The organism is Thermoactinospora rubra (assembly GCF_002093975.1).
Taxonomy (GTDB): domain Bacteria; phylum Actinomycetota; class Actinomycetes; order Streptosporangiales; family Streptosporangiaceae; genus Nonomuraea; species Nonomuraea rubra_A.
In genome coordinates this window covers 1-12,915 of sequence record NZ_MSZZ01000022.1, presented here as the reverse complement: position 1 = coordinate 12,915, position 12,915 = coordinate 1, and the positions used below count along the sequence as shown (strand labels likewise).

The window sequence follows — 12,915 nt, the reverse complement described above, 5'->3', positions numbered from 1 at the left end:
AATTGATGGAGCTCACGTTGATGGCCGTCCACGCCCACCCCGATGACGAGGTGCTGGGCACCGGCGGCGTGTTCGCCCGTTACGCCGCCGAGGGCATCCGCACGGTCCTCGTCACGTGCACGAACGGCGAGCAGGGCGACGGACCCGGCGGCGTCAAGCCCGGCCAGGACGGCCACGACCCCGAGGCGGTGGCCGCCCGGCGGCTGGCCGAGCTGCGCGAGTCCGTCGACCACCTCGGGATCGCGCACCTGGAGCTGCTCGGATACCGCGACTCCGGCATGGCCGGATGGGACGCCAACGGCGACCCGTCGTCCTTCGCGAACGTGCCGGTCGAGGAGTCCAGCGGGCGGCTGGCGGAGCTGATGGAGCGGTACCGGCCGCAGGTGGTCGTCACCTACGACGCCGACGGCGGTTACGGGCACCCTGACCACATCCAGGCGCACCGCATCACCATGGCCGCCGCGGAGGCGACCGGCATTCCGGACAAGCTCTACTTCACGGCGATCCCCCGGGCGCGGATCCGGGAGATGTTCGCCTTCCTGCGGTCGAGCGGGATCGAGATGGAGGGCCTGCCGGAGTCCGACGACTTCGGCACCCCGGACGAGCTCATCACCGCCGCCGTGGACGTCTCGCCGTACGCCGAGAAGAAGATCCTGGCGTTGAAGGCGCACGAGAGCCAGGGAGAGAACATGTTCCTGCTGCGGATGCCGGACGAGGTGCAGCGCATGGCCTTCTCGACCGAGCACTTCGTGCGCCACCGGACCCGGGTCGCCGCTCCGGACCGGGAGGACGATCTCTTCGCGGGCCTGCGATGATCGGATCGGCGCCAGCCATCGGGGGGCGATGACGGCGGACGGATGGGCGTGCCGGAGCGCGGCAAGTCGGGGCGACAGGATTTGAACCTGCGACTTCTTGCTCCCAAAGCAAGCGCGCTACCAAGCTGCGCCACGCCCCGCGGCGCCAGGTGCGCATGCGCTCCGCGACTCCGGTACGCTTACGCCCTGACGAACCGGATGAAGTCTAGACCAGACTTCCCCCGGCTCGCGCGGACGTAGCTCAATGGTAGAGCCCCAGTCTTCCAAACTGGCTACGCGGGTTCGATTCCCGTCGTCCGCTCCGACGGTGAGAGGCCAGGTCAACCCGCATAGGGAGCCTGGCCTTTCCAATCTTCACCGCCGTTTCGAAGATCGACGTGCCACCCGCGCGGCTCTCCCCGCGCGGGCATGCGGCCTGGGGGCCGGTCCCGCGTGGGAGCCGGGGGGACTGTCCACTACCCACCAGTCTCGGCCGCGGGCCAACCCTGCTTCGTTCGCGTTAACGGCCTCCGGGCGGGGACTCGGGCTCCGGGAAAATCGGGGAGGGGAACGAGTGCGGCAATTCGCCGCCTCTTCCACGCAAATGGATCAACGTGGAATGCTCTGCGCTGTGACCGAATCGGACAAGCGCGCAACACAAGAAGAGCCACCGGGCGAGGGCAATGATCCCGTAACTGTCCAGACCTATGGCACCGTGATCCTCGTCGCGGGCATGGCGCTCTGTGCCGGCGCCTTGATGGTCGAGGATGGCGAACCGTCCTGGCAGGTCCTTGGCGTCTTCATGCTCGTGGTCCTCGTCGGCCTGGTCTTGCGGATCGAGGCGGCACTCCTGCGGCGCTGACGCCCCGTGGGCGTGCCACAGACGTGCCAGTCCAGCCGGTTGCTCACGAAGAGTCACGGGTGGTCGGAGTCCACGAACTTGCCCTCCGGCGGACGAGGCGGACGGAAGAGGGCGCGGACGCGGCCGGCATCTGCCCAACCCTGCTGCCGTCGGCTACGGTGTGGCCGTGACCGGGCGATCGGGGCCTCCATCCCGGAGCAGAAGCGAGGACTTCCGGACCGGTTGGTGGGCGTTCATCGGAGGCCCCGGCTTCGCCGTATGGGGAGCGCACGATCTGATCGTGGGGCCGGACCTCTGGGACTACCTACGAGGGGCCGCCTTCCTCCTGTACGGCGCGATCTCGTGGGCGCACCACACGAAGATCATCTATCGCCATGCCAGGGCGAGCCGGCGAGGCCGCTGATCATTAGGAGTCGGCGCTGAACAGCGCCCACACCGCCTTGCCGCCGCCGCTGAGCGGGTCCCAGCCCCATCGCTGGCTGTAGGTCTCCACGATGTACAACCCCCGCCCGTTCTCCGAGCAGAAGTCGGGCTTCTTGGGCAGCGGCGCCTCGTCGCTCGGGTCGGCGACCGCCAGCACCACGTGCGGCGCCGCCCGCACCAGCAACAGCGTGATCTCGCGGTTGCCGCGCGCGTAGCGGACCGCGTTCGTCACCAGCTCCGACACCACCAGCGTCGCGTCGTCCGTGAGCTCCGTCAGGCCCCAGTCGTCCAGGGTGCTGCGCGTGACGTCCCTGGCCATCTTGACGGAGTCCGCCTGGAACGGGAGGGGACAGGACATGACGCTCTCGACGTCCACCTCGCGCGCGATCTGGAGGCAGTCGGCAGCGGCTATCGGGTCTCTCACCATCCTGCTGCTACCGCTTTGCCCCAATATGCACTAGCCCATCATGGGATACCAAGAGCGAGTCTGCAAGACCCAAATGCACGTGCAAGTGCCGTCTGCATCAGGTACGCAACAGGTAAAAAGGGGAGCTTGTCATAAGCACGGGTGGGGTGTCACTGTGTGTGCGGAAGGAGGCAGTGTGACGCGGAACCAGCCCACCACGGGTCCCACGGCGTTGCGCATGCTCCTGGGCACTCAGCTGCGCAAGCTGAGGGAGGCCAAGGGCGTCACACGTGAGGAGGCGGCCCACCTCATCAGAGGGTCGGAGTCCAAGATCAGCCGTATGGAGCTGGGTCGCGTGGGCTTCAAGGCGCGCGACGTGGCCGATCTGCTGACCCTCTACGGCGTCGAGGACCCCGAAGCCCGCAAGTCCGTGCTGGACCTGGTGGACCAGGCCAACGAGCCCGGCTGGTGGTACCGCTACAACGACGTGCTGCCCGGCTGGTTCCAGGCCTACATCGGCCTGGAGGAGGCCGCCAGCCGCATCAGGACCTACGAGGTGCAGTTCGTGCCCGGCCTGCTGCAGACCAAGGAGTACGCCAGGGCGGTCGTCACGGCCGGGTCGGCCGGCATCACCCAGGACGAGATCGCCCGCCGCGTGGACCTCAGGCTGGAGCGCCAGCGCGTGCTGGACCGCCCCAACGGGCCGGTCTTCTGGGCCGTCATCGACGAGGCGGCGCTGCGCCGTCCCATCGGCGGCGTCGAGGTGATGCGGGCCCAGCTGGAGCACCTGATCGACCTGATGCGCCAGCCGCGCATCACCATCCAGGTCATGCCCTTCAGCTACGGCGGCCACAGCGCCGAGGGCGGCGCCTTCAGCATCATGCGCTTCCCCGAGCCCGACCTGCCCGACATCGTTTACGTGGAACAGCTGGCCAGCGCCCTGTATTTGGACAAGCGCGAGGAAGTGGACCGCTACAGCCAGGTCATGGAACGGTTGTGCGCCGTCAGCACCACGCCCGACGAGACGGTGGACCTGCTCAGGCAGATAGCCGAAGAGTTCTGAGTGGAGAAATATCTGCCCTAGACTGACAGGGGCCGTGGGCGCAGCATGCCCATCGCCGCTATGTGGGCGCGGCGCGTGAGCCGTACCGAATGGCGCGCCCGCGATCACTCGATGCTTGATCAAGGAGACCACCCCGTGAAGACCGCTGTCGAGGAGCTCAGCCCGACCCGGGTGAAGCTCACCGTCGAGGTGCCGTTCGAGGAGCTGCGCCCGAGTCTGGATGCGGCGTACAAGAAGATCGCGCAGCAGGTGCGCGTCCCGGGCTTCCGCCCTGGCAAGGTTCCCGCCCGCATCATCGAGCAGCGGTTCGGCCGGGCTCCCGTGCTCGAGGAGACCCTCAACGACGCGGTGCCCAAGCTGTACGGCAAGGCCGTCGACGAGGCCGACGTCTTCCCGGTGAGCCAGCCCGACATCGAGGTCACCAAGATCGAGGACGGCGAGCAGATCGAGTTCACCGCCGAGGTCGACGTGCGCCCCAACTTCGAGGTGCCCGACTACTCCGACATCGAGGTCACCGTCGACGCCGCCACCGTCACCGACGAGGACGTCGACAAGCAGCTCGACGCCCTGCGCCAGCGCTTCGCCACGCTGACCGGCGTGGACCGCCCGGCCGCCAGGGGCGACTTCGTGGTCATGGACCTGCGCGCCGAGATCGACGGCGAGAACATCGAGGAGCAGCAGGCCAGCGAGGTCTCCTACGAGGTCGGCGCCGGGTCGGTGCTGCAGGGCCTCGACGACGCGCTCGAGGGCATGTCGGCCGGCGAGGAGAAGACCTTCCGCACCGAGCTGGTCGGCGGCGAGCACGCCGGCCAGGAGGCGGACGTCATCATCACCCTCAAGCAGGTCAAGGAGAAGGTCCTGCCCGAGCTCGACGACGAGTTCGCGCAGCTGGCCAGCGAGTTCGACACGCTCGAGGAGCTCAAGGAAAGCATCCGCGAGAGCGTCCGCCGCAACAAGCTCGTCGAGCAGATCGTCCAGGCCCGCGAGAAGGCCCTCGACGCGCTGCTGGCCAAGATCGACATCCCGATCCCCGAGAGCGCGCTCAAGGCCGAGATCGACGCCCGCAAGCACAACCTCGACCACCAGATCGCCAACAGCGGCCTGAGCCGCGAGGCCTTCTTCCGCCTCTACCAGACGACGGAGGAGGAGCGCTTCGCCGAGTTCGAGACCACCTCCGCCAGGGCCATCAAGGCGGGCTTCGTGCTCGACAAGATCGCCAAGGCCGAGGAGCTGGGCGTCGCCGAGCAGGAGCTGACCAACTTCGTCGTCCGCCGGGCCATGCAGATGGGCGTCCAGCCCAACCAGCTGGCCCAGCACATGGCCGACAACGGCGAGCTGACGCTGGCCATGGTGGAGATCGTCCGCGACAAGGCCAAGACGCTTGTGGGCGACGCGGCCAAGGTGGTCGACACCGAGGGCAACGAGGTCGACCTGAAGGCCATCTACGCCGAGATCAGCGCCGAGGAGCAGGCCGAGGCGCCCGCCTCCGACTCCGAGCAGGAGTCCGAGAAGGAGTAACCCGCCCCTCTCACGCGAACCCCCGGCCCGGCGGCCGGGGGTTTCGTCGTTTTCGGGACGGATGAGTCGTTTCGGGACGGTGAGTCGTTTTCGGGACCGGGTGAGTCGTCTCCAGGGCTGGACGGGCCATCCGCAGGGCTGGACGGGTCGTCCGCGGTGCCGGGTGGGTCGTTCGCGGTGCCGGGTGGGTCGTTCGCGGTCCGGGCCGAGCATGCTCCAGGGCCGGAGCCGTCCGCAGCGCCGGGGTGAGGCGCCCCGGAGCGGGAAGTGCGACGGTACGGCCCGGCGTCCGACACCAGCGGGAGGCTCGGGCGCGCCGTCCCCGGGGCAGGGCAAGGCCCCGGTGTCACGGCGGCGAGGGCGGGCGCCGGGCCGCCGGGGGAGGAGAGCGATGGAGGACAAGCTGTTCATCGTGGGCGTGGCGGTCGCCGTCTCGCTCGTCGTGGCCAGGGCGGTGGCCCGGCGCATCGACGTGCCCGAGGCCATCCTCCTGGTCGTCCTGGGCCTGCTGGCGAGCTTCCTGCCCGGCGCCGACGACGTCCACGTGCCGCCCGAGCTGGTGCTGAACGTCTTCCTGCCGCCCCTGGTCTACCACGCGGCCTTCTTCACCGCCCCCCGCGAGACCCGCGAGGACGCGGTCCCGATCGGCATCATGGCCTTCAGCCTGACCTGCGCCACCGCGCTGTGCGTCGCCTTCGCGGCCGGCTTCGCCGTACCCGCGCTGAGCGGCGCGGTGGCACTCGCGCTGGGCGCGGCGGTGGCCCCGACGGACCCCGTGGCCGCCACCTCGGTGATCAAACGGCTGGGCGCGCCCAGGCGGCTCGTGACGATCCTGGAGGGCGAGAGCCTGGTCAACGACGGGGTCGCGCTGACCATGTTCGGGCTGGCGCTGAGCGCGTTGGCCCATGCCGTCACCCCGCTGGAGGTCGGCGGGAACCTGCTGCGCGTGGTCGCCGGCGGTGTGCTGTACGGCGCGGCGCTGGGCTGGGTCATCGGCAGAGTCCGCACGCACATCCGCGACTCGGCCACCCAGATCGTCCTGTCGCTGGCCACGCCGTTCGTCGCCTACCTCCCCGCCGAGCACCTGGGCCTGTCGGGCGTGCTGGCGACCATCGTCGTGGGCTTCCACCTGGGCGTCAAACGCCAGGGCGTGCTGCAGCCGTCCTCCCGGCTGGCCGGCGACACCTTCTGGGACGTGCTGGTGTTCCTGCTGGAGTCGACGCTGTTCGTGCTGCTGGGACTCCAGCTCACCGACGTCTTCGCGGCCATCCTCGACCATCACTGGCAGCGGCTGGTCCTGGCCGCCGTGGTCGTCGTGGCGGTGGTCGTGGGCGTGCGGATGGTCTGGACGATCGTGGTCGTGCCGCTGCTGCGGTTCAAGCGATTCGAGAGCATCGACCTGCGGCAGCGGTTCGTGATGGGCTGGGCGGGCATCAGGGGCGCCATCACGCTGGCCATCGCCCTGTCGCTGCCGCACGACGCCCCGGGACGCGACCTGGTGGTGTTCCTGGCCGCCTGCGTGGTGCTGGCCACCCTGCTCGGCCAGGCCCCGACCATCGCCCCGCTGCTGCGGCGCCTGGGCATGGGCGAGAGCGAGGCGGAGCTGCGCGAGGAGGCCCTCGCCCGGGAGGCCATGCTGGAGGCCGCGCTGGCCCGCATCGACGAGCTGGCGTCCGACGACGAGGTGGACGACCGCACCGCCGAGGTGTACCGCCAGCTGTTCCAGCTGCGCCTGGACCGCGTGCGCGCCGTACTGGACGAGGACTCCGAGAGCCCGCACGGCCGCGGAAGGCTGCGCCGGGACCTCGTCCGCGTCCAGCGGCACAAGGTGAACGAGCTCTACCGGAAGGGCAAGATCAGCGCGGAGACGCAACTCAAGCTGTCGCGGGAGCTGGACGTGGAGGACAGGCGCGGGCACTCGGAGTCGCCGTGAGGCGCGCCCGTCCGCCTCGCGGAGGCAAGTGGAGGCAAGTGGAGGCAACCTGCGCCGACAGCGAACAGTGCGAGGATGCTGGCATGACCTGTGGGCAGTCCGCGTTAAGGTCACAAGCAAAGCCCATCGAGAACGACGCATCGGAAGGTGACGCTGTGATCAGCCCGCCGACCTTCTTCAACCCAGAGTCGCGAGCCCGCGAAGACGCCTCCGCCTTCCGGCTAGAAGACCAGCTCTACCAGCGCCTGCTGCGTGAGCGCATCATTGTGCTCGGCTCGGAGGTGAACGACGCGATCGCCAACCGCATCGCCGCCGAGCTGCTGCTGCTGGCCGCCGACGACCCGGAGCGGGACATCTACCTCTACATCAACTCGCCGGGCGGCTCGGTGACGGCGGGCATGGCGATTTACGACATGATGGAGTATGTGCCGAACGACGTCGCCACCGTGGCGATGGGGCTGGCCGCCTCCATGGGGCAGTTCCTGCTGTGCGCGGGCGCGCCGGGCAAGCGCTACGCCCTGCCGCACGCGCGGATCATGATGCACCAGCCTTCCGGCGGCATCGGCGGCACCGCGGCCGACATCGCCATCCAGGCCGAGCAGATGCTGTACGTCAAGAAGACGCTGGCCGAGCGGATCGCCTACCACACCGGTCAGCCGCTCGAGCAGATCGAGAAGGACTCCGACCGCGACCGCTGGTTCACCGCCGACGAGGCCAAGGATTACGGTTTCATCGACCACGTGGTGCGCAGCGCGCGGCAGGTGCCCTCCCAGGGTGCCGTCTCCTAAGGGGAGTGAAGTGAACATCCAAAGCCGCTACTACATCCCCTCGTTCACCGAGCGCACGTCGTACGGCATCAAGGAGATGAATCCGTACACCAAGCTCTTCGAGGACCGGATCATCTTCCTGGGTGTGCCGATCGACGACTCGGTGGCCAACGACATCATGGCGCAGATCCTGACACTCGAGTCGCTGGACCCCGATCGCGACATCAGCATCTACATCAACTCGCCGGGCGGGTCGTTCACGGCGATGACCGCGATCTACGACACGATGCAGTTCGTGCGTCCGGAGATCCAGACCGTGTGCCTGGGCCAGGCCGCCTCCGCGGCCGCCGTGCTGCTGGCCGGCGGCACCCCGGGCAAGCGGTTCGCGCTGCCCACCGCCCGCATCCTGATCCACCAGCCCTCCTCCGAGGGCGGCGGCCAGGCCAGCGACATCGAGGTCCAGGCGCGGGAGATCCTGCGCATGCGGGCCCAACTCGAGGAGATCATCGCTCGGCACACCGGCAGGGACGTGCTCCAGATCCGCAAGGACATCGAGCGCGACAAAATTCTCACTGCCGACGATGCCAAGGCGTATGGTCTGATCGACGACATCATTCCGTCTCGGAAGAAGCGTGCTCAGGCCGCTGTTTCCTGACGGATGCGGACCGCACCGGAAGGTGCCGGATAAGGCACGTTCCGGTGCGACTCGCCGCCAGGGGGCTCACTGAGGGCCCAGAAGACGGTAACGTCGATACCTGAGCGGTTCGACCCGGTCCGGTGACACGGACCGCGGGAGCAGGGCGGTTCCTGTCCCACGCAAAGGAGTATCTGGGGTGGCACGCATCGGCGACGGGGGAGACCTGCTGAAGTGCTCGTTCTGCGGGAAGAGCCAGAAGCAAGTCAAGAAGCTCATCGCCGGTCCCGGCGTCTACATCTGCGATGAGTGCATCGATCTCTGCAACGAGATCATCGAGGAGGAGCTGTCGGAGTCCTCCGAGCTCAAGTGGGACAACCTGCCCAAGCCGAGGGAGATCTACGAGTTCCTCGACGCCTACGTGATCGGCCAGGACAAGGCCAAGAAGGCGCTCTCGGTGGCGGTCTACAACCACTACAAGCGGGTGCAGTCCGGCGACCGCGGCAGAGACGACGGCCTGGAGCTGGCCAAGTCCAACATCCTGCTGCTCGGGCCCACGGGCTCCGGCAAGACGCTGCTCGCCCAGACGCTGGCGAAGATGCTCAACGTGCCCTTCGCCATCGCCGACGCCACCGCGCTGACCGAGGCCGGATACGTCGGCGAGGACGTCGAGAACATCCTCCTCAAGCTCATCCAGGCCGCCGACTACGACGTCAAGAAGGCCGAGACCGGCATCATCTACATCGACGAGGTCGACAAGATCGCCCGCAAGAGCGAGAACCCGTCGATCACGCGCGACGTCTCGGGTGAGGGCGTCCAGCAGGCGCTGCTGAAGATCCTCGAAGGCACCACGGCCAGCGTCCCGCCCCAAGGCGGCCGCAAGCATCCGCACCAGGAGTTCATCCAGATCGACACCACCAACGTGCTGTTCATCTGCGGCGGCGCGTTCGCGGGCCTGGAGAAGATCATCGAGTCGCGGATCGGCAAGAAGGGCATCGGCTTCAACGCGATCATCCGCTCCAAGGAGGAGATCGACTCCGCCGACATCTTCGCCGACGTGATGCCGGAGGACCTGCTGAAGTTCGGCATGATCCCCGAGTTCGTCGGCCGCCTGCCGGTCATCACCTCGGTCCACAACCTCGACCGCGAGGCGCTCATCCGCATCCTCACCGAGCCGCGCAACGCGCTGGTGAAGCAGTACCGCAAGCTCTTCGAGCTCGACGGGGTGGAGCTGGAGTTCACCGACGACGCGCTGGAGGCCATCGCCGACCAGGCGATCCTGCGCGGCACCGGCGCCAGGGGCCTGCGGGCCATCCTGGAGGAGGTGCTGCTGTCGGTGATGTACGAGGTGCCCTCGCGGCAGGACGTCGGCCGGGTGGTGATCACCCGGGAGGCGGTGCTGGAGCACGCGATCCCGACGCTGGTGCCCCGCGACTCGCTGGCGGCCAAGCAGCAGCGGACTCCTCGCGAGAAGTCGGCGTAGGCGCTCTCCGGCGCTTTCCGGCACTGTACGGCGTAGCCGGCGCGGTGCGGCGCTCAGCTCGTCTCCGCCGCCCTCCCGCCAGCCCTAAACTTGTGCACTGTGACGACGCCAGAGCTGCCTACCCAGTACATCCCGGCCGAAGTCGAGGCTCCCAGCTACGAGCGCTGGGTATCGAAGGGCTACTTCGTAGCCGACCCGGGCAGCTCGCGCGAGCCGTACTGCATCGTGCTCCCGCCCCCCAACGTCACCGGCGTCCTGCACATGGGCCACGCGCTCGACCACTCGATCATGGACGCCCTCACCCGCCGCGCCCGGATGCAGGGCAAGGAGACCCTGTGGCTGCCGGGCATGGACCACGCGGGCATCGCGACGCAGAACGTCGTGGAGCGCGAGCTGGCCAAGGACGGGCTGTCGCGCCACGACCTGGGGCGCGAGGCGTTCGTGGAGCGCGTCTGGCAGTGGAAGGCCGAGTCCGGCGGCAAGATCCAGGGCCAGATGCGCCGGCTCGGCGACGGGGTCGACTGGACGCGCGACCGCTTCACGATGGACGAGGGCCTCTCGCGCGCCGTCCAGACCATCTTCAAGAAGCTGTTCGACGACGGGCTGATCTACCGCGCCGAGCGCATCATCAACTGGTGCGTGCGCTGCCACACCGCGCTGTCCGACATCGAGGTCGAGCACACCGACGACGAGGGCGAGCTCGTCTCGATCCGCTACGGCTCGGGCGACGTGTCGATCGTCGTGGCCACGACCCGCGCGGAGACGATGCTGGGCGACACGGCCGTGGCCGTCCACCCGTCCGACGAGCGTTACCGGCACCTGATCGGCCAGGAGGTCGAGCTGCCGCTGACCGGCCGGAGGATCCCGATCGTCGCCGACGAGCACGTCGACCCGGCCTTCGGCACCGGCGCGGTCAAGGTGACCCCGGCGCACGACCCCAACGACTTCGAGATCGGCCGCCGCCACTCGCTGCCGTCGCTGACCATCATGGACGAGCGCGGCGTCATCACCGCGCACGGGCCGTTCGAGGGGCTCGACCGCTTCGAGGCGCGCCCGGCCGTCGTCGCGGCGCTGCGCGCCGAGGGCCGCATCGTCGCCGAGAAGCGGCCCTACGTGCACGCCGTCGGCCACTGCTCGCGCTGCAAGACCGTGGTCGAGCCGCGCCTGTCGCTGCAGTGGTTCGTCAACGTGGGACCGCTGGCCAAGGCCGCGGGCGACGCCGTACGCGACGGCCGCACCCGGATCCACCCGCCCGAGCTGGCCAAGCGCTACTTCGACTGGGTCGACGACATGCACGACTGGTGCATCTCGCGCCAGCTGTGGTGGGGGCACCGGATCCCGGTCTGGTACGGGCCCAATGGCGAGGTCGTGTGCGTGGGGCCCGACGAGCAGCCGCCGGCGGGCTACGTGCAGGACCCCGATGTGCTCGACACGTGGTTCTCCTCGGGCCTGTGGCCGTTCTCCACGCTGGGCTGGCCGGAGCGCACCGCCGACCTGGAGCGCTTCTACCCGACGTCCGTGCTGGTGACCGGCTACGACATCCTGTTCTTCTGGGTCGCCCGGATGATGATGTTCGGGCTGTACGCCATGGACGGCCAGCCGCCCTTCCGCGTGGTGGCGCTGCACGGCATGGTGCGCGACCAGTACGGCAAGAAGATGTCGAAGTCGTTCGGCAACGTCGTCGACCCGCTCGACTGGATCGACCGCTTCGGCGCCGACGCCACGCGCTTCACCCTGCTGCGCGGGGCCAACCCGGGCGCCGACGTCGCGGTGAGCGAGGAGTGGGCGGCCGGGTCGCGCAACTTCTGCAACAAGATCTGGAACGCGACCCGCTTCGCGCTGATGAACGGCGCGGCGGTCGGCTCGCTGGAGGGCCTGGAGCTTACGGCGGCCGATCGGTGGATCCTGTCGCGGCTCCAGTCGGTCATCGCCGCGGCCGACGCGGCGTTCGAGGAATTCGAGTTCGCCAAGGCCTGCGACCTGCTCTACCACTTCGCGTGGGACGAGGTCTGCGACTGGTATCTCGAGCTGGCTAAGGTCCAGCTGTCGCAGGGACTGGACCACACGCGGCTGGTGCTCGGCCACGTCCTCGAAGCGTTGCTGCGGCTGCTGCACCCGCTGGTGCCGTTCGTCACCGAAGAGCTGTGGCGGGCCGTCACGGGCGGCGAATCGGTCGTCATCGCGCCGTGGCCGGTGGCCGACCAGCGCTACGCCGACCCGGCGGCCGAGGCCGAGATCGCCGCGCTGCAGGAGCTGGTGACGGAGATCCGCCGGTTCCGCTCCGACCAGGGCCTCAAGCCCAGCCAGAAGGTGGCCGCCCGGCTGGCTATGTCCGGTACGGCTGTCGCGGGGCACGAGACGGCGATCCGGTCGCTGCTGCGGCTGGAGACGCCGGGCGAGGGCTTCACCCCGACGGCGCGGCTCGTGGTCGGCGGCGTGACCGTCGAGATCGACACGGCCGGCGCCATCGACGTGGCGGCGGAGCGCAAGCGCCTGGAGAAGGACCTGGCCGCGGCTCGCAAGGAGGCGGCCCAGGTCGCCGCCAAGCTGGGGAACGAGCAGTTCATGGCGAAGGCCCCGGCGGACGTCGTGGCGAAGGTCAAGGCGCGGGCCGAGCAGGCTGCGGCGGACATCGCACGGCTGGAGGGCCAGCTCGCGGAGCTCGCCGGCCGGGAATAGGCCCGGCCGGTGGGGTGTTGTTACCGAAGCTGGCCCGGACACCCCTGGCGGGCTGGTAAAGTTTGAAGTGCAGGGCTGCACGGCTGATCGTGCTGCGGCCGGAGGCCACGCCGAGGCTGGTAGGCTCTGCACATCCCACCGATCACACCCGAGCTTCGGGCTTGTCCGCGCGTTTGGACACGTCAGGAATCTCGGGTAGGTTGGCGGGGCTGCCGGAATCTTCCTGGTGCGGGCGGTTTGACACGAATCGTCCCGGACTGGTAAGATGAAGCACCGGAGGTATGTGCCTCCCCGGTAAGACGGGGAGTATGCGTCCGTTTCTTGAGAACTCAACAGTGTGCTAAAAGCCAGTG

The 12,915-nt window shown here is 68.8% G+C and carries 11 protein-coding genes and 2 tRNA genes; 11 read left to right on the top strand and 2 right to left on the bottom strand.

The window, feature by feature from the left end:
* Nucleotides 1–5 precede the first annotated feature (5 nt).
* The gene (locus tag BSB02_RS21675; protein ID WP_084961203.1) at nucleotides 6–815 is read left to right on the top strand and encodes a PIG-L family deacetylase; all 810 of its coding nucleotides are present in this window, start codon (nucleotides 6–8) and stop codon (nucleotides 813–815) included.
* Nucleotides 816–881: 66 nt separating this feature from the next.
* On the opposite strand, the gene BSB02_RS21670 is transcribed toward BSB02_RS21675, so the two are convergent.
* Nucleotides 882–955, bottom strand: a tRNA-Pro gene (locus BSB02_RS21670).
* Between the two features lie 90 nt (nucleotides 956–1,045).
* Between BSB02_RS21670 and BSB02_RS21665 the strand changes: the two genes are divergently transcribed.
* The 3 genes from BSB02_RS21665 to BSB02_RS43060 all read left to right on the top strand — a co-directional run bounded on the left by BSB02_RS21665 (nucleotide 1,046) and on the right by BSB02_RS43060 (nucleotide 2,059).
* A tRNA-Gly gene (locus tag BSB02_RS21665) sits at nucleotides 1,046–1,116 on the top strand.
* A gap of 309 nt (nucleotides 1,117–1,425) precedes the next feature.
* On the top strand, nucleotides 1,426–1,656 hold the full coding sequence (locus BSB02_RS39810) for a hypothetical protein (protein WP_143590983.1): 231 nt from the start codon (nucleotides 1,426–1,428) through the stop codon (nucleotides 1,654–1,656).
* A gap of 280 nt (nucleotides 1,657–1,936) precedes the next feature.
* Nucleotides 1,937–2,059: a hypothetical protein gene (locus tag BSB02_RS43060; protein WP_276206343.1), complete on the top strand. Its 123-nt coding sequence runs from the start codon at nucleotides 1,937–1,939 to the stop codon at nucleotides 2,057–2,059.
* 3 nt (nucleotides 2,060–2,062) lie between these two features.
* Here BSB02_RS43060 and BSB02_RS21660 read toward each other — a convergent pair whose 3' ends face one another.
* Entirely contained in the window at nucleotides 2,063–2,437 is a 375-nt protein-coding gene (locus tag BSB02_RS21660) for an ATP-binding protein (RefSeq protein WP_240506568.1), read from the bottom strand.
* Between the two features lie 244 nt (nucleotides 2,438–2,681).
* Between BSB02_RS21660 and BSB02_RS21655 the strand changes: the two genes are divergently transcribed.
* The 7 genes from BSB02_RS21655 to BSB02_RS21625 all read left to right on the top strand — a co-directional run bounded on the left by BSB02_RS21655 (nucleotide 2,682) and on the right by BSB02_RS21625 (nucleotide 12,562).
* Nucleotides 2,682–3,548 (top strand): helix-turn-helix domain-containing protein, encoded by an 867-nt coding sequence (locus tag BSB02_RS21655; protein WP_240506567.1) that lies wholly within the window; start codon nucleotides 2,682–2,684, stop codon nucleotides 3,546–3,548.
* Between the two features lie 135 nt (nucleotides 3,549–3,683).
* On the top strand, nucleotides 3,684–5,066 hold the full coding sequence (gene tig, locus BSB02_RS21650; protein WP_084961197.1) for a trigger factor: 1,383 nt from the start codon (nucleotides 3,684–3,686) through the stop codon (nucleotides 5,064–5,066).
* Between the two features lie 391 nt (nucleotides 5,067–5,457).
* A complete protein-coding gene (locus BSB02_RS21645) occupies nucleotides 5,458–6,999 on the top strand; it encodes a Na+/H+ antiporter (RefSeq protein WP_158088695.1) in 1,542 nt (513 codons plus the stop codon).
* 155 nt (nucleotides 7,000–7,154) lie between these two features.
* Nucleotides 7,155–7,787 carry a ClpP family protease gene (locus tag BSB02_RS21640; protein ID WP_143590979.1) on the top strand — a complete coding sequence of 211 codons (633 nt, stop codon included), beginning with the start codon at nucleotides 7,155–7,157 and terminating at the stop codon, nucleotides 7,785–7,787.
* Between the two features lie 10 nt (nucleotides 7,788–7,797).
* Nucleotides 7,798–8,421 carry an ATP-dependent Clp protease proteolytic subunit gene (locus BSB02_RS21635; protein WP_276206342.1) on the top strand — a complete coding sequence of 208 codons (624 nt, stop codon included), beginning with the start codon at nucleotides 7,798–7,800 and terminating at the stop codon, nucleotides 8,419–8,421.
* Nucleotides 8,422–8,599: 178 nt separating this feature from the next.
* Nucleotides 8,600–9,883, top strand: coding sequence for an ATP-dependent Clp protease ATP-binding subunit ClpX (gene clpX / locus BSB02_RS21630; protein WP_084961191.1), 1,284 nt, complete (start codon nucleotides 8,600–8,602; stop codon nucleotides 9,881–9,883).
* A gap of 99 nt (nucleotides 9,884–9,982) precedes the next feature.
* Nucleotides 9,983–12,562, top strand: a complete 2,580-nt coding sequence (locus BSB02_RS21625) for a valine--tRNA ligase (protein ID WP_420855875.1) — start codon at nucleotides 9,983–9,985, stop codon at nucleotides 12,560–12,562.
* Nucleotides 12,563–12,915: the final 353 nt, after the last annotated feature.

Coding starts and splice junctions, on each gene's coding strand:
- BSB02_RS21675 (WP_084961203.1), top strand. CDS start 6: ATGGAGCTCACGTTGATGGCCGTCCACGCCCACCCCGATGACGAGGTG.
- BSB02_RS21660 (WP_240506568.1), bottom strand. CDS start 2,437: ATGTCCTGTCCCCTCCCGTTCCAGGCGGACTCCGTCAAGATGGCCAGG.
- BSB02_RS21645 (WP_158088695.1), top strand. CDS start 5,458: ATGGAGGACAAGCTGTTCATCGTGGGCGTGGCGGTCGCCGTCTCGCTC.